We start from the raw sequence: 17173 nt of genomic DNA on the forward strand, positions 1-17173 counted from the left end.
TCGCTCACAGCAGGACTCCCTCCAGGGCGGCGCGGAACGCCGCCATCTCCTCGTCGGTGCCGATCGACACCCGCAGCCATTCTGGCGGGCCCACCTCGCGGATGAGCACACCGCTCGCCAGCAGGGCCTCCCACACCTTCCGCCGATCGGTGAAACGCCCGAACAGCACGAAGTTGGCGTCTGAGTCGGCGACGGTCAACCCCTTACCGCGCAGCCAGGCCACGATGTCGTCGCGCTCCTGCCGGAGCGTGTCGACCGTGGCGAGCAGCTCGGCGCGGTGCCGCAGCGCCACGCGGGCCGCCGTCTGCGTGAGCGTTGACAGGTGGTAGGGCAGCCGCACCAGCAGCAGCGCGTCGATCACGGCAGGGTGGGCGGCCAGATAGCCCAGACGGGTGCCCGCCATGGCGAACGCCTTGGACATGGTCCGCGTCACGATCAGCCTCGGGTGCGCGGGCAGCAGGGTGAGCACCGAGGGCGTGCCTTCCCGGGCGAACTCCGCGTAGGCCTCGTCGACCACGACCATGCCCTTGGCCGCGTCGAGCACCCGGCTGATCGTCTCCATCGGCAGCGCGGTGCCGGTCGGGTTATTGGGCGAGGTCAGGAACACGATGTCGGGCCGGTGCTCCTCGACCGCGGCGACTGCCTTGTCCGGATCGAGCGAGAAGTCGGCCTCACGGGCCCCGGAGATCCACTCCGTGCTGGTGCCGGTGGTGATGATCGGGTGCATCGAGTAGGACGGCTCGAAGCCCAGCGCGGTGCGCCCGTAGGAGCCGAACGCCTGCAGGATCTGCTGGAGGATCTCGTTGGAGCCGTTGGCCGCCCACACCTGGTCCTTGGTCAGCCCGTGACCCAGGTAGCCGGCCAGGTCGGTGCGGAGCGCCTCGGCGTCCCTGTCGGGGTAGCGGTTGAGCTCGGCCGCGCTGGCGCGCACCTCCTCCGCCAGGTCGGCGACCAGGGCCGGGGAGGGCGGGTAGGGGTTTTCGTTGGTGTTGAGCCTGACGGGCACGTCGATCTGCGGAGCGCCGTAGGGCGTGCGGCCCCGCAGGTCGTCGCGGATCGGCAGGTCGTCGAGCGTCACGTCAAGATTCACGCGGGGATTCACTGGGCCTCGTTTCGCGATGGGACCTGCCAGTCGAAGCGGGCGCGGATGGCGGCGCCGTGCGCCGGGAGGTCCTCGGCGTCGGCCAGCACCGTCACGTGCCCGGCCGCCTCGGCCAGCGCCTCGCGCGTGTAGTCGACGACGTGGATGCCGCGCAGGAACGACTGCACCGACAGGCCGCTGGAGTGGCAGGCGCAGCCGCCCGTGGGCAGCACGTGGTTGGAGCCGGCCAGGTAGTCGCCGAGGGACACCGGGGCGTAGGGGCCTACGAAGATCGCGCCCGCGTTGCGGACCCGCGCCGCGACGGCCGCCGCGTCGGCGGTCTGGATCTCCAGGTGCTCGGCGGCGTAGGCGTCGACGACCTTGAGGCCGTCGTCGATGCTGTCGACCAGCACGATGCCGGACTGCCGGCCGCCGAGCGCCTCGGTGATGCGCTGGGCGTGCTTGGTGACGCCGACCTGGCCCGGCAGCTCCTTCTCCACGGCCTCGGCCAGCCGGACGCTGTCGGTGACCAGCACGGCCGCGGCGATCACGTCGTGCTCGGCCTGGCTGATCAGGTCGGACGCCACGTGCACCGGGTCGGCCGTCTCGTCGGCCAGGATCGCGATCTCCGTCGGTCCCGCCTCGGAGTCGATGCCGATGCGGCCCTTGAGCAGGCGCTTGGCGGCGGCCACCCAGATGTTGCCGGGCCCGGTCACCATGCTCGCGGCCGGGCACTCCTCGGTGCCGTAGGCGAACATCGCCACCGCCTGGGCGCCGCCCACGGCGTAGACCTCGTCCACGCCCAGCAGCGCGCAGGCCGCCAGGATCGTGGGGTGCGGCAGCCCGCCGTGGTCGCGCTGGGCCGGGCTCGTCACGGCGAGCGACTCCACGCCCGCCTCCTGGGCCGGGACCACGTTCATGACCACGCTCGACGGGTAGACGGCGCGCCCGCCGGGGACGTAGAGGCCCACGCGGTCGACCGGCACCCACCGCTCGGTCACGGTGCCGCCCGGCACGACGCGGGTCGTGACGTCGGCGCGGCGCTGGTCGCGGTGGACCAGCCTGGTGCGCCGGATCGCCTCCTCCAGCGCGGCCACGACCTCGGGCCGCAGCTCCCGCAGCGCCGCCTGGATCGTCTCCTGGGGAACTCGGGCCTGCTGGATCTCGACACCGTCGAATTTGGCGGTCAGCTCCCGTACGGCTGCCGCCCCGCGATGGCGGACCTCGTCGCAGATGGGCCGCACCTTTTCCAGGGCGGCCTCGACGTCGAGCTCGGCGCGGGGCAGCACGTCGCGCAGGTTCGCCGGGAGGGAACCGCGCATGTCAATACGGGAAATCACCCACCCAGTTTACGGAGTCCCCTCCCTGAATCCGGTTCTGTCCAGCATCCGGGACGGGGGCGGGTCGTCCCGAATGCCCCGCTCTGGGAGTTCCCGAGCGCCACACCATGCTCGGCTTTAGGTGCATTTGTCCTGATATTACGAATCTAGTACGCCAGCGGCATAAGGCCCGGACAGCCATCTCCCGGCTTGACCATCTGCAGACCCCCGCCCCCAGGTGCCGATCTTGCCGCAGGGGTATGCCAGGGGTCATGGCGCGGCTGCCCGTCTATGCGCCGATGCTGGCTCAGCTCGGCTCCCTGCCGTCGGTACGCGGGGACAAGTGGGCCGTCGAGATGAAATGGGACGGCGTACGCGCCCTCGTCTACCTGGAGGACGGCGGCGTCCGCCTGCTGTCGCGCAACGGCAAGGACGTCACCGCGGCCTACCCCGAGCTGCAGCTGATGGCGGGCGCCACCGGCGGGCGGCCGGCGGTCGTCGACGGGGAGATCGTGGCCTTCGACGACGCGGGACGGCCCAGCTTCGGCGCGCTGCAACCCCGCATGCACCAGCGCCACCCGGCCAAGGTCGCCGAGCTGGCCAGGGCGGTACCGGTGACGTTCATGGCCTTCGACCTGCTGCACCTCGGCTCCGGCAGCACCATCGGCCGGCCCTACACCGAACGCCGTGAGCTCCTGGAGCACGTCCTGACGCCCGGCTTCCGCTGGCAGGTGCCGGTGTGGTTCCACGACCACGCGGACGGTGCGCTCGAGTCCTCTCGCCGGCTCGGCCTGGAGGGCGTGGTGTGCAAGCGCCTGTCGTCGCCCTACCGGCCGGGCCGGCGCAGCGCCGAGTGGACGAAGGTCAAAAACCTCACGGCCGTCGAGGTGATCATCGGCGGCTGGAAGGCCGGCGCGGGCCGGCGCGCGGGCACGATCGGCTCCCTGCTGCTCGGCGCGCACGACCGGGACGGGCGGCTGCGGTTCGTCGGCCACGTGGGCACCGGCTTCACCCAGGCGATGCTGGACGACCTGTACGAGCGCCTCACCCCGCTGGAGCGGCCCGAGTCACCGTTCGCCGCACCGGTCCCCCGCGAGCCCGCCCGCGACGCGCACTGGGTCGAACCGCGCCTGGTGGGCGAGGTCCGGTACGCCGAGCTGACCGGCGACGGCCGCCTGCGCCACCCCTCGTGGCGCGGCCTGCGCCCCGACCGCGAACCGGACGAGATACGCCTGGACACCGGCGACTGGGCCGCCGGCTGAGCCGATCGCTACGCGCCGGCAGCGGGCAGCGGCTCCCGTACGGCGGGAGCGGGGTCCTTGAGCGTACGGGCCAGCAGCCAGGCCAGGGCCGGAAAGACGATCAGACCGGCGAGCGCGACCCGGAGCGAGGTCGCCTCCGCCACCGCCCCGACGAGCGGGCTGGTCAGGCCACCGGCGCTCACCGCCAGGCCGAGCGTGACGCCGCTGGCCGTGCCCAGACGATTGGGCAGGAAGTCCTGGCCCAGCGTCACATGCAGCGAGAACGGCGCGTACAGGGTGATCGACGAGGCCGCGATGAACACGTACGCGAAAGGACCCGGCGCCAGCACCACCCCGGCGATGGCGGGCACGGCGGCCGCGTACGCCAGGCACATGGTGCGCACCCGGCCCCAGCGCCCCGCCAGCCGGCCGCCGAGCAGCGTCCCCACCGCACCCCCGGCGAACAGCACGAACAACGCCACCGCCCCCGCCGCGCCCCCACCCATGTACAGGGCGACGAACGCGCTCAACCCCACGTACGCGATCGACCGGAAGACGATCACCAGGGTGAGCCGGACGAACGACGGCCAGTCGTCCCGCCCGGCGGAACGGGCGCTCGCCCGAGCCGCCTCACCGTGGCGGGAGAGCGAGCGGATCACGGTGAGCGTGAGCAGCGCGCCCACCACGGCGGGGATGACCAGCAACGGCGAGGCGCCGAGCCCCCACAGCGACAGCAGCGGCGTGACGACGATCGGCGCGGTGGCGAAGCCGAGCGTGCCGCCCAGCGAGAACCAGCTCATCCGCACGTGACTGCCCTCGCTGGCGATCCTGGCCAGGCGGGCCGACTCCGGATGGTAGGCCGCCACGCCGAGACCCGACAGCGCCACCGCCAGCCAGGTGAGGGCGTACACGTCGGTGACACCGCTGAGCGCCACCCCGAGCCCGGCCGTGAGCATGCTGACCGGGATCAGCCACGGCATCCGCCGGCGGTCGGTGAGCGCGCCGAAGACCGGCTGGACGATCGAGGACAGCAGCGTCGCGGCGAGCACGATGCCCGACGCGGCGACGTACCCGTAGCCGCGCTGCGCCACCAGGAAGGGCACCAACGCCGGCACCGCCCCCTGGTACACGTCCACACCGGCATGGCCGACGGCCAGCATCACGACCTTGTTCGCCTTCACCCTCTGATCGTCGCCCCGGGATGACCTGGCCCGCTTCCGATAAAATGCCAACCCATGATGGAAATCCGCCATCTTCCGGAGGCACCCACCGGGATCCGGCCGCTCGCGCCCGGCACCGGGATCGACGCGCACCGCCACGACACCCACCAGATCACCTACGCCTGCCGGGGCGTCCTGTCGGTGACGACGAGCGCGGGCACCTGGGTGGCTCCGGCCAACCGGGCGATCTGGGTGCCGGCCGGTACCGTCCACGAGCACCGCGCGCACGGCGACACCGACCTGCGGCTCGTCGGCCTGCCCATCACCGACAACCCGCTGCGCCTCGACCGGCCCGCCGTGCTCGCCGTCGGCCCGCTGCTGCGCGAGCTGATCATCGCCTACACCGCGGACCCCGGCGACGGCCGAATCGCCTATACCGCCGACCCCAGCGACGGCGGCGCTGAGCGGCAGCGGCTGCGGGCCGTCCTGCTGGACCAGCTCCGCCGCTCCCCCGAGCAGCCGTTCCACCTGCCCACGGCCCGCGATCCCCGACTGGCCGCCGTCTGCGCACTCCTGCACGACGACCCGGCCGACCACCGCACGCTCGCGCAGTTCGGGCGGCTGGCCGGCACCAGCGACCGGACGCTGGCCCGGCTCTGCAGGAGCGAGCTGGGGATGACGTTCCCGCAATGGCGTACGCAGCTGCGCCTGCACCACGCGTTGCTGCTGCTGGCCGACGGGATCGCGGTCACCACGGTCGCGCACCGGTGCGGCTGGGCCACCGCCAGCGCTTTCATCGTCGCCTTCCGGGAAGCTCTCGGGTACACCCCGGGCCGCGCCTTTACAATGTAGATTCGCTACACTGGCGTCCTGTGAGCAGAGCGAAAGCCCAAGGGGGCACTCCGGCCACAGTGGCGCTGACGAAGGCCAAGGCCGAGTTCACCCTTCATCCCTACGAGCACGACGCCAACGCGCAGGCCTATGGCGAGGAGGCCGCCGACGCGCTCGGCGTGCCGCACGAGCGGATCTTCAAGACGCTGGTGGCCGAGGTGGAGGGCGCGCTCGCGGTGGCGGTCGTGCCGGTCTCGGGCAAGCTCGACCTCAAGGCGCTGGCGGCGGCGCTCGGCGGCAAGAAGGCGGCCATGGCCGACGCGGCGAAGGTCGAACGCGTCACGGGCTACGTGGTCGGCGGCATCAGCCCGCTGGGCCAGCGCAAGAGGCTGCCGACCGTGGTCGACGCGTCGGCGCTGGAGTTCGGGACGATCTACTTCTCCGCCGGCAAGCGGGGGCTGCAGATCGAGACCGCCCCCGCCAACCTGATCTCGCTGACGGGGGCCGTCACCGCCGCTATCGGAAGTGCCGGTTGATCCTGTCGCGGCGATGACGCGGCTCCAGGAGATCACGGGGACGCCGCGGTTCCATGACGTCGTCGGGACGCCGAGGTTCCATGACGTCCTCGGGACGCCGGGGGTCTCGGGCGCCCTCGGGACGCCGAGGTTCCAGGGCGGCACCGGGACGCCTTTCCAGGGCGTCACGGCGATGCCGTGGCTCCCGGAAGTCCCGGCGGTTCCATCGCTCCATGAACGTGAAGCGTCCGCGGTGGGTGATCTTCCGGCGCCTGTCGCGGGCGAACCGCTCGTGCTCGTGACGGGCCTTCGCCTCCGCCGCCAGCGCCTCCTTCAGGCCCGGGGTGAAACCGCCGCCGAAGCGGGACATGTCGGGACGGGGAAAGCCCGACGGGGCGGTGTCGCTCAGCGCCTCCTGCATCGAGTCGACCCAGATCGGGCCCGGTAGCGAGGCGCCCTGCACGGAGCCGTAGTACTCGTCGCCGATCTGGACGTTCTGCAGGGGGTAGCGGTAAGCGCCCCTGATGTCCCCGACGCTGACCGCCGCCGCCAGGTCCGGGGTGTAACCGGCGAACCACGCCGAGGTGTAGCCGTTGTTCGTGCCCGTCTTGCCCGCCGCGGGACGGCCGATGCTCTGGCCGCGCATGGTGCCCTCGGTGAAGACACCACTCAGCACCCAGTTGACCGCGTCGGCCACCGGCCGGTCGAGGGCCTCCTCGCAGGCGGGCGGCACCTGGGTGCGTTCGCCGGCCCGGCCGGTGATCTCCACGATCGCCAGCGGCCGGCAGTACCTCCCCCTGGCCGCGAACGTCGCGAACGCCGCCGCCACCGTCACCGGGTCCATCTCGTTGGCCCCGAGCGTGAACGTGGGCACCTCGCGCAGCGGCGTCCCGTCGGCGCGGGAGATGCCCAGCGCCTTGGCGGTCGTGACCACGTTGCAGAGGCCGACCTTGCGCTCCAGCATCATGTAGAAGATGTTGACCGACTTCCAGGTGCCGGTCTCCAGGCTGTGCGGGCCGCCGGCGCCCTCGCCGGAGGCGTTGTAGATGGTCGTCTTCGGGTCGTTGACGCGCCGGCCCCGGCAGTCGCGATAGCCCTGATCGGGCGTCAGCTCGCCGGGGGTCTGAAACCCGTCCCCGAACCGCCAGCCCTGCTTCAGCGCCGTGGCCAGCGTGAACACCTTGAACGTGGAACCGGCCTGGAACCCCATCCCGCCGCCGTGCGTCATGTCGGCCGGCAGGTTGAAGGTGGTCCTGGCGCCGTTCTTCTTGTTGCCCGGGTTGCGGCCGAAACGCTTGCTCGCCGCCATCGCCATGATCCGCCCGGTGCCCGGCTCGACCATGGCCTCGGCGGCCACCTGGGTGTCGTCGGGGTGCACCCGCTGCCGGATGGCGTGCTCGGCGGCCCGCTGGGCCACCGGGTCGAGACTCGTACGGATCACCAGCCCGCCCGTGCTCATCCTGGCCTGCCGTTTGGCGGCGGTGTTGCCGAAGGCGGGATTGGTCAGGAGCTCCCGCTGAACGTAATAGCAATAGAACGGGTAGCTGCTCTGGGCACAGCCGCCGGGCTCCGGATGGAGCTTGAGACCGAGGCCGGTCCGCTTGGCCGCGGCCGCCTCCTGCTGCGAGATCGCGCCCACCCCGGCCATCCGGTCCAGCACGATGTCGCGCCGCTGCCGCAGCCGGTCCAGGTGCCGCTCGCCCAGCGAGGGGTCGGTCGAGTACGGCACGCGCACGGCCCCAGCGAGCGTGGCCGCCTGGGTCAGGGTGAGGCGGGCGGCCGTGGTCGAGAAGAACCGCCTGGCCGCCGCCTCGACGCCATGAGCGCCCGCGCCGAAGTACGCGATGTTCAGATATTTCTCAAGAATCTCGTCCTTGCGGTACTTCTCCTCCATCGCCAGCGCGTACCGCAGCTCGGTGATCTTCCTGGCCAGGTTGGGCGCGCGGGCCCGGTCGCGCTCGGCGTCAGTTCGGGCGCCTTCCACCAGGATGTTCTTCACCAGTTGCTGGGTGAGGGACGAGCCGCCCTGCTTGATCCCGCCCGCCTGCGTGTTGGTGAGCAGTGCCCGGATCGTGCCCTTGACGTCCAGACCGCCGTGTTCGTAGAACCGGGCGTCCTCGATGGCCACGATCGCCTTGCGCATCACCTGCGCCACCTGATCGAGCCGGACCGTCGTCCGGTTGGCCTCGTAGAACTGGGCGAACTGCTTGCCGTTCCGGTCGAGGAGGCGGGTCACCTGGGACAGCGGCTCCTCACGAGGGGCGGGCGGCAGGTCGACGAACGTCATGGCGACGTTCTTGGCGGACAGGCCCGCCCCGGTCACGACCGGGGCTGCCAGCGCCGCCGCCAGGACCCCGCCGATCGCCCCGGCCACGGCGAGCACGCCGACGGATCTGAGCACAGTCACTCAGTTGATCTGCGGCCGGGAAGCCATCGGCAAACACCGGCCTCGCGCGTCTTTACTGTTGTCTGCGGATATTCAGACCAAGTGACGCGAACTGCTCGAACGGCTGGTGATAGCCGCGCTCGATGTGGTTGACGCCGCGCAGCGTCGAGGTCCCGTCCGCCACCGCGGCGGCCAGCACGGCCGAGAACCCGGCCCGGATGTCGGGCAGCGTCACGTCCGCGCCCTTGAGCTGTGACACGCCCCGTACGACGGCCGAGTGCCTGGCGTTCGTGTCGTGGTAGCGGCAGGCCGGGCCGCCCAGGCACTGGTCGAACACCTCGATCTCGCAGCCCATCTTCTGCAGCGCCGGAACGTACACCAGGCGGTTCTCGAAGACGGTCTCGTGCAGCACCGACATGCCCTGGCTCTGCGTGAACAGCACCATGAGCGGCGTCTGCCAGTCGGTCATGAACCCGGGATGCGTGTCGGTCTGCACGGCCGCCGCGCGCAGCCCCTCGGGCGGCGCGGTGGCGCACAGGTATTCGTCGTTGATGTCGAACTGGGCGCCCATCCTGGCCAGCGTGGTGATCGCGGTGACCAGCCGGTCCTGCGGGCAGCCGTGCACCCGCACCTCGCCGCCGGTGATCAGGCCCGCCGCGAGATAGGAGAACGCCTCGATGCGGTCGCCCGCGAGCCAGATGGAGGCGCCGTGCAGCCGCTCCACGCCCTCGATGACGATCCTGCGATCGGGCGAGAGCTCGATCCTGGCACCCATCCGCTGCAGGAACAGCGCCAGCTCCACGACCTCGGGCTCCATCGCCGCGTTCTTCACCACGGTCTTGCCCTCGGCCAGCACCGCGGACATGAGGATCGTCTCGGTCGCACCGACACTCGGATATGGCAGCTCCAGCCGGGTTCCGTTCAGCCGCTTGGCCTTGGCGAAGATCCCGGTGTCGCCCACCTCGACCTCGGCGCCCATCGCGCGCAGCGCCTCGACGTGGAAGTTCACCGGCCGCCGGCCGATGGGGTCGCCGCCGACCAGTGGCACGAACGCCTCCCCCGCCAGGTGCAGCAGCGGGCCCAGCATGAGGATCGGGATGCGGTTGAGCCCGGTGAACGCGTCGGGCACCCGCGGCCTGATCTCCGGCCCCTGACCGATGCGGATCTCCGTCCGGGTGATCTCCACGTTGATGCCCAGCGCGTCGAGCATCGCCGCCGTGATGCCGACCTCGCCGACCTCGGGGACGTTGTGGATGGTGCTCTCCCCGGTGCCCAGCATGGCGGCGACCATGTGCTTGGACACCGCGTTCTTGGAGCCGCGTACTTCGACGTCACCCCTGAGGGGACCGGAAGGTTCGATCAGCCAGACCTTGTCTTCATTCACGAAGCGAGCCTAGCCGGGAGATACGATCGAGCTGATTAAGACGTAAATGTGAGGGGGAGCGGCGTGGCGAGGCATGTTCGCGCATTTGCGGTTACTGTCCTCATCCTCGCCGCTCTGGCAGTGCTGGCCGGGCTGCTGTGGTCCCACCTGTCCCCCCGCGCGCCGTACCAGGTCACGGCGCAGGGGCCGGTGCTGGCGGACCCCACCACGCAGGCGCTGATCGCCGCCGACGGATGGTACGCGGTGATCACCGGCGGGCTCGGGCTGGCCTGCGGGGCGCTCGCGTGGTTCCTCGGCCGGCGGCACCAGCTCGCCGTGCTGCTGGGGCTCGGCGTCGGCGGGGTGCTGGCGGCGTTCCTCACGCTCTGGGTGGGTTCGACGTTCACGTTCGGCGTGGTGGCCGTGGAGGCCGCGGCCGAGCCCGGGGTGAAGGTCGTCCCCGGGTCGCTGGCACTGACCGCCACGGGCGTGATCGTGTCCTGGCCGCTGGTCGCGGTGGGCTTCTTCGGGCTGCTGGAGGGCATGCACGGGTATCGCGAGTCGCCGCTGCGCAAGCCGTACGGGATCGGCTGACGGGGCCCCTCAAGGGGCCGCTGGTCAGAGGGGCCAGGTCGGCGGACGGACAGGTCCTCGGACGAGCCGGCCGTCGGAAGGGCCGGCCGTCGAAAGGGCTGGTCAGAGGGGCGGGCGGCGCAGGCCGTGCTCGGTGGCCCGCTCGAAGGCGCAGGCCACGCGCAGCACCGTGGCGTCGGCGAACGGCCGGCCGATGATCTGCACGCCGACCGGCAGCCCTGACGGCGTGAATCCGGCCGGGACCGACGCGGCGGGCGCGTGCAGGACGCTGATCCAGTACGCGGAGCGCATCCACGCCAGGTAGTCGGGCAGCTTGACCCCGTTGATCTCGCTCACGTAGGGGTGCTCGACGGGGAACGGCGGCACCTGGCTGACCGGGGCGATCAGCACGTCATAGGTGTCGAAGAAGGCCGCCATGCGGTGGTAGAGGCCGCTGCGCAGGCGTTCGGCCCTGGCCAGGTCGGCGCCGGTGAGCTTGCGGCCCTGCTCGACATTCCAGGCGGTGTTGGCGCCCAGCCCGTCGAGCTCACCGAAGGCGAGCGTGTAGTACCACGCCCGGTAGATGCGAAAGGCGTCGTCGGCGTCCGACAGGTCCAGCTCGACCTGCTCGACGCGCGCGCCCAGTCGCTCGAACACATCGGGCGCCGTCGCGGTGACCGCCGCCGTCTCGGGGTCCACCGGCAGCCCGCCCAGATCGGGGCTCCAGGCCACGCGCAGCCCGGCGACGTCGCGCTCGTCGGGGGTGAAGCCCTCGGTGATCGAGTACGGAGAACGAGCATCGAATCCCGAAATAACCGACATCATCAGGGTCAGGTCGTCGACCGTCCTGGCCATCGGCCCCTGAACGGAGAGCGTGTACCAGGCGGCCTGGTCCGACAGGGCGGGCACCCGGCCCGGCGTCGGCCGTAGCCCCACCACGTTGCAGAACGAGGCCGGATTGCGCAGCGACCCGCCCATGTCGGAACCGTCGGCGAGCGGCACCATCCCGGACGCCAGCGCCGCCGCCGCCCCGCCGCTGCTGCCCCCGGCGGACCTGGACAGGTCGTAGGGGTTGCGGGTGGCCCCGAACACCTCGTTGACCGTGTGGGAGCCGGTGCCGAACTCCGGTGTGTTGGTCTTGCCCACGAGGATCGCCCCGGCCGACCTGAGCCGCTCCACGATCACGTCGTCCTTGTCGGGGACATGATCGGCGTAGATCGGCGACCCGTAGGTGGTGCGGATGCCCTTGGTGTCGACGAGGTCCTTGTGCGCCACCGGCACCCCGTGCAACGGCCCGGTCGCCTCACCGGCGTCGGCGGCCTTGGCCGCGTCGAGCGCCTGCTCGGCGACCAGCGTCACGATGGCGTTGACCTGGGGGTTGACCTGCTCGATGCGGTCGAGGTGGGCCTGGAGCAGCTCGACGGCGCTCACCTGGCGGGTCCTGACCAGGTGGGCCATCTCGGTCGCGGTCAGGTAGTGCGGTGCGGTCACGATCCGATTGTCGCTCACACCCCCCGGCGGTCACGATCCGGTCGTCGATCCCGCGCCCAGGCGGTCACCGTTCCGGTCGTCGCTCACGCGCCCAGGCAGGCGGGACCGAGGAGCTGTTTGAGGTCGCCCATCAGTGCCGCCGACGGCGCCACCCGGAACCCGTCACCGACCCGCATGACCGTCGCCCTGGACCCGTCGTACACCCGCAGATGCACCTCCGACGTGCCGGGATGCGCGGCCAGGATCTCCTTCAGTCGCCCCACCACCGACGGCGTGCAGCGGGTCAGCGGCAGGCTCACCAGCAGCGGCCCGCGCGGCTCCCGCGATAAGTCGGGCACGGTGACCTCCATCGCGATGATCTTGGCCACGTCCTCCCGCTTGTCGAGACGCCCCTTGACGAAGACGAGCGCGTCCTCGGCCAGGATCGTCGAGCTCAGCTGGTAGGCCGACGGGAAGATCAGCACCTCGATCGCGCCTTCGAGATCCTCGAGCTGGGTGAGCACCCAGGTGTCGCCCTTCTTGGTGCGCTTGCGCTGCAGGCCGCTCAGGATGCCGCCGACCGTGACGATCTGCCCGTCGGCGCGGCTGTCGTCCTGGAGCGCGGCAATGGAGCAGTCGGCACCCGAGGCGAGGATGTGCTCCAGGCCGAACAGCGGGTGGTCGGAGACGTACAGGCCGAGCATCTCCCGCTCGAACTGCAGCAGCGTGCGCTTGTCCCACTCCCCCACCGGGATCCGCACCTCGAACGTCTGGTCCTCGACGGCGCCGAACAGGGAGTCCTGGCCGATGGCCTCGTGCTTCTTGATGTCGACGATCGCCTCGACGGCCTGCTCATGCACCAGGACCAGCCCCTTGCGCTCATGGCCGAGCGAGTCGAAGGCCCCGGCCTTGATCAGCGACTCGATCACGCGCTTGTTGCAGACGGGCGTCGGGACCTTGCGCAGGAAGTCCGTGAAGTCGGTGAAGCGGCCTTTCTGCCTGCGCGCGGCGATGATGCCGTCGACGACGTTGCCGCCCACGTTGCGGATCGCCGACAGGCCGAAGCGGATGTCGGCGCCGCGCGGGGTGAAGTCGAAGTCGGAGTCGTTGACATCGGGCGGGAGCACCTTGATGCCCATCCGGCGGCACTCGTGGAGGTAGAGGGCTGACTTGTCCTTGTCGTCCTTGACGCTCGACAGCAGCGCGGCCATGTAGGCGGCCGGGTGGTTGGCCTTGAGGTAGGCGGTCCAATAGGCGATGAGGCCGTAAGCGGCGGAGTGGGCCTTGTTGAAGGCGTAGTCGGAGAAGGGCAGCAGGATGTCCCACAGCGTCGTGATCGCCGCAGTGGAGTAGCCGTTGGCCCGCATGCCGCTCTCGAAGGAGGCGAACTGCTCGGCCAGCTCGGACTTCTTCTTCTTGCTCATCGCCCGCCGCAGCAGGTCGGCCTTGCCGAGCGAGAACCCGGCGACCCGCTGCGCGATGGCCATGACCTGCTCCTGATAGATGATCAGGCCGTAGGTCGTGTCGAGAATGTCGGCCAGCGACTCCTCGAACTCGGCGTGGATCGGCGCGATCTCCTGCTGGCCGGTCTTGCGCAGCGCGTAGTTGGTGTGCGAGTTGGCGCCCATCGGGCCAGGGCGGTAGAGCGCGATGAGCGCCGAGCAGTCGTCGAAACTGTCGGGCTTCATCAGCCGCAGCAGCGAGCGCATGCCGCCGCCGTCGAGCTGGAACACGCCCAGCGTGTCGCCCCGGCCGAGCAGCTCGTAGGTCTTGCGGTCGTCGAGCGGCAGCGTCAGCGGGTCGATCCGCTCACCGGCCGTCGCCTCGATCATCTTGAGGCAGTCGTCCATGATCGTGAGGTTGCGCAAGCCCAGGAAGTCCATCTTCAGCAGGCCGAGCGCCTCGCAGGCCGGGTAGTCGAACTGCGTGATGATCGCGCCGTCGGACTCGCGGCGCATGACCGGGAGGTAGTCGGTGATCACCTCGGCCGACATGATCACGCCCGCTGCGTGCACGCCGGTCTGCCTGATCAGGCCCTCCAGGCCCCTGCCGAGGTCCATCGCCGCCTTGACGTCGGCCTCTTCGGCGTAGAGCCGGCGCAGCTCGCCCGCCTCGGCGAAGCGGGGGTGACCCTCGTCGAAGATGCCCGCCAGCGGGATGTCCTTGCCCATCACCGCGGGCGGGAACGCCTTGGACACCCGGTCGCCGAGCGCGTAGGGGAAGCCGAGGACGCGGCCGGCGTCCTTGATGGCGGCCTTGGCCTTGATGGTGCCGAACGTGACGATCATGGCGACCTTGTCGGCGCCCCACTTCTCCGTCACGTAACGGATCACCTCGGCCCGCCTCCGCTCGTCGAAGTCGATGTCGACGTCGGGCATGGAGACCCGGTCGGGGTTGAGGAACCGCTCGAAGATCAGGCCGTGCGGCAGCGGGTCGAGGTCGGTGATGCCCATCGCGTAGGCCACCAGCGAGCCCGCCGCCGACCCTCGCCCCGGACCGACCCGGATGCCGTTCTCCTTGGCCCACATGATGAAGTCGGCGACCACGAGGAAGTAGCTCGGGAAGCCCATCTGCTCGATGACGCCCATCTCGTACGCGGCCCGACGGCGATGCTCGTCGTCGAAGCCTTCCGGCCAGCGCCGGTCCATGCCCTCCCAGACCGTCTTACGGAAGAACTCCCGCTCGGTCATCCCCTCGGGGACCGGGTAGACCGGCATCAGATTCTTGAACGCGAAGAACCCGGTCGGATCGACCCTCTCGGCCACCAGCAGCGTGTTGCGGCAGCCCTCGGCCCACAGGTCGGAGGAGTCGACCGCGCGCATCTCGGCGGCGCTCTTGAGGTAATAGCCGCTGCCGTCGAAGCGCAGCCGGTCGGGATCGGACAGCTGCCTGCCGGTCTGGACGCACAGCAGGGCGTCGTGGGAGGCGGCGTCGGAGGCGTAGGTGTAGTGCGAGTCGTTGGTGACCAGCGGCGGCAGGCCGAGGTCGCGACCGATCGCGCTCAGCCCGTCGCGGACCCGGCGCTCGATGTCGAGGCCGTGGTCCATGATCTCCAGGAAGAAGTTGTCCCTGCCGAAGATCTCCTGATATTTCGCGGCGGCGGCGCGCGCCTCGTCGTACTGGCCGAGCCGCAGCCTGGTCTGGACCTCACCCGACGGGCAGCCGGTGGTGGCCATCAGCCCATCGGCGTGCTCGGCGAGGATCTCGGCGTCCATCCTTGGCCATTTGCGGACGAAACCCTCGGTGTAGGCGCGCGAGGACAGCCGCATCAGGTTGTGCAGGCCGACCTTGTCGCGCGCCCAGATCGTCAGGTGGGTGTAGTGGCCACCGGCGGAGACGTCGTCGCGCCGCTGGTGCGGCTCGCCCCACAGCACCGGCTGCTTGGTGTGGCGCGACTCCGGCGCCAGGTATGCCTCGGTCCCGATCACCGGCTTGACGCCCGCCGCGGTGGCCCGCCGGTAGAAGTCGTAGGCGCCGTGCAGGTTGCCATGATCGGTGATCGCGATCGCCGGCATCCCCAGGTCGCCGGCCCGGCCGACCAACTGCTCCAGGCGCGCGGCCCCGTCGAGCATCGAGTATTCGGTATGGACATGCAGATGCACGAACGAGTCGCTGGACGACATGGAGCGGCGCCTCCCCTCTGCATCGTGGCGTGCGCTCCGACTTTAGTAGCCGCCACCGACAGTCCTGGAGTCGTACAGAACGGGCGTCCTCACCGTGAAGGCAGGTCGCGGCGATCACCGGTCGATTAGGGTACGAACTGTTGCTGGCGTTCGCCATGCGAGGCGGTTAGAACTGTTGTTGGATTTCTTCGACTCGCTTGGTTGCGACGGATGGTAATCGTGGGGCAATTTTCTGTCACAGCCGGGCGCCTGACTGGCGCTCGGTCCCCGCCCCTGTTGGTGTCCGTATCAACGGGACAGCGTCCGGCGGGGCGGTGGCCCAAGAGGCGCACTTCCTCCAGCAGTGCGCAGTCAGGCCCTGACAACGCGGTTCTCACCCACGGTCCGCCCGGCTTGCCGGACGGACGCGGCTTCGGCTTCCACCGGATCACTGCCCGGCCTCGGCTGGGTGCGACGAGACTACGCCGACGTCCGTTTTACTGAGGTAAACACAGGGAACCGAAGACGCTTCCTGGCGGAGTTGTCACCACTTGGGGGAGGCCACGCTGAACGGGACGAAAGGGAAGATCGTCCAGATCGCCGCGGCCGCTCTGCTCGGCGCCACGCTCGCTCTCGCAGGCGCTCCCCTGGGTCTGTACACCTCGCTCGCCTGCGCCACCATCGGCGCGGGCTGCCCCGCCGGAGGGCCGTCGCCCGGCCGGCTCCCGGTCCTGACCCGCCTGTCTCCGGTGCAGGCCGCGCAGAGCGGCACGTACGTGGCGCTCGGCGACTCTTACTCCTCCGGCGAGGGCGTCTACGATCGCGCCGCGCGGCCGATCAACAGCGGCGCCGACCGCTGCCACCGCTCGCCGGGCTCCTACGTCCCGCTCGTCGCGGGCGCCCACCGCTTCGGCGGCGGCAGCGCCTTCTGGGCCTGCAGCGGCGCCACCACCCGCCAGCTCTTCTCCGGCCAGTACGGTCAGCAACCGCAGATCGAGCGCGTGGGCGCGGCCGCCAGCCTGGTGACGCTCAGCATCGGCGGCAACGACGCCGGGTTCACCAGCGTGCTCACCGGCTGCATCGTCAAGCTGCCCTGGTCCTCGGCGTGCGTCGACCAGCAGTCGGAGGTGGCCAAGCGGATCGCGGGGCTGCGGCCCAGCATGACGAAGGTGCTGCGGGAGCTCAGGAGCCGGGCGCCGAACGCGCGCATCATCGTGCTCGGCTATCCCCGGCCGTTTCCCGCCGCGCCCCCGGACGGGGTCGACAACCTGACCGTGGAGGACCAGCGGTGGCTCAACGGCATGACGCGGCAGCTGAACGACGTCGTGGCGCGGGTGGCCGGGGAGTTCGACCGGGAGATCGTGGCGTTCGGGGGGACGGGGAGCATCGAGTACGTGGACGCCTATGACGCGTTCGCCGGGCACGAGGTCGGGCAGCCCGACCCGTACGTGAACGGGCTGGCGCTGAACCTGGACGAGTTCGTCGTCAACAGCCGCAGCTTCCATCCGACGGGCGCGGGCTACCGGCGGTTCGCCGAACTGATCAACGCCCGGATCGCCGCCGGGCCTGGGCGCCCGATGAACAACTTCCGCCTCACGACCCCGAGCACCGGCGACGGCCGCTTCTAGCCTC

General features: G+C 70.7%; 12 protein-coding genes. 5 read left to right on the forward strand and 7 right to left on the reverse strand.

The features are described from left to right. Positions 1-4: 4 nt before the first annotated feature. Positions 5-1090 (reverse strand): histidinol-phosphate transaminase, encoded by a 1086-nt coding sequence (locus AB0B64_RS29035; protein ID WP_358181039.1) that lies wholly within the window; start codon positions 1088-1090, stop codon positions 5-7. 8 nt (positions 1091-1098) lie between these two features. Further along, entirely contained in the window at positions 1099-2421 is a 1323-nt protein-coding gene (gene hisD / locus AB0B64_RS29040) for a histidinol dehydrogenase (protein ID WP_358181042.1), read from the reverse strand. Positions 2422-2672: 251 nt separating this feature from the next. Here hisD and ligD point away from each other — a divergent pair, with 251 nt between their 5' ends. After that, positions 2673-3662 (forward strand): non-homologous end-joining DNA ligase, encoded by a 990-nt coding sequence (ligD, locus tag AB0B64_RS29045; protein WP_358181045.1) that lies wholly within the window; start codon positions 2673-2675, stop codon positions 3660-3662. An 8-nt stretch (positions 3663-3670) separates the two neighbouring features. On the opposite strand, the gene AB0B64_RS29050 is transcribed toward ligD, so the two are convergent. Beyond that, entirely contained in the window at positions 3671-4822 is a 1152-nt protein-coding gene (locus tag AB0B64_RS29050; RefSeq protein ID WP_357945465.1) for an MFS transporter, read from the reverse strand. A 54-nt stretch (positions 4823-4876) separates the two neighbouring features. Between AB0B64_RS29050 and AB0B64_RS29055 the strand changes: the two genes are divergently transcribed. Continuing rightward, positions 4877-5653 (forward strand): helix-turn-helix transcriptional regulator, encoded by a 777-nt coding sequence (locus AB0B64_RS29055; RefSeq protein ID WP_357945463.1) that lies wholly within the window; start codon positions 4877-4879, stop codon positions 5651-5653. Between the two features lie 20 nt (positions 5654-5673). Next, positions 5674-6168, forward strand: a complete 495-nt coding sequence (gene ybaK / locus AB0B64_RS29060) for a Cys-tRNA(Pro) deacylase (protein ID WP_358181048.1) — start codon at positions 5674-5676, stop codon at positions 6166-6168. Here the strand turns inward: ybaK and AB0B64_RS29065 are convergent. Beyond that, complete coding sequence (locus tag AB0B64_RS29065) at positions 6149-8548, reverse strand: transglycosylase domain-containing protein (RefSeq protein WP_358181051.1); 2400 nt, start codon at positions 8546-8548, stop codon at positions 6149-6151. The genes ybaK and AB0B64_RS29065 overlap by 20 nt on opposite strands. Before the next feature lie 58 nt (positions 8549-8606). Further along, positions 8607-9917 carry a UDP-N-acetylglucosamine 1-carboxyvinyltransferase gene (gene murA, locus AB0B64_RS29070; RefSeq protein WP_358181054.1) on the reverse strand — a complete coding sequence of 437 codons (1311 nt, stop codon included), beginning with the start codon at positions 9915-9917 and terminating at the stop codon, positions 8607-8609. A gap of 63 nt (positions 9918-9980) precedes the next feature. Here murA and AB0B64_RS29075 point away from each other — a divergent pair, with 63 nt between their 5' ends. Next, complete coding sequence (locus AB0B64_RS29075) at positions 9981-10490, forward strand: hypothetical protein (RefSeq protein ID WP_357945454.1); 510 nt, start codon at positions 9981-9983, stop codon at positions 10488-10490. Positions 10491-10592: 102 nt separating this feature from the next. On the opposite strand, the gene AB0B64_RS29080 is transcribed toward AB0B64_RS29075, so the two are convergent. Together AB0B64_RS29080 and dnaE are read right to left on the reverse strand one after the other, a co-directional pair. After that, positions 10593-11960: an amidase gene (locus tag AB0B64_RS29080; protein WP_357945452.1), complete on the reverse strand. Its 1368-nt coding sequence runs from the start codon at positions 11958-11960 to the stop codon at positions 10593-10595. Positions 11961-12043: 83 nt separating this feature from the next. Next, positions 12044-15562 (reverse strand): DNA polymerase III subunit alpha, encoded by a 3519-nt coding sequence (gene dnaE / locus AB0B64_RS29085; RefSeq protein WP_358181057.1) that lies wholly within the window; start codon positions 15560-15562, stop codon positions 12044-12046. Positions 15563-16092: 530 nt separating this feature from the next. Here dnaE and AB0B64_RS29090 point away from each other — a divergent pair. Beyond that, positions 16093-17169, forward strand: a complete 1077-nt coding sequence (locus AB0B64_RS29090; RefSeq protein WP_357945446.1) for an SGNH/GDSL hydrolase family protein — start codon at positions 16093-16095, stop codon at positions 17167-17169. Positions 17170-17173: the final 4 nt, after the last annotated feature.

It is taken from the genome of Nonomuraea sp. NPDC049129 (assembly GCF_040648495.1).
GTDB lineage: Bacteria > Actinomycetota > Actinomycetes > Streptosporangiales > Streptosporangiaceae > Nonomuraea.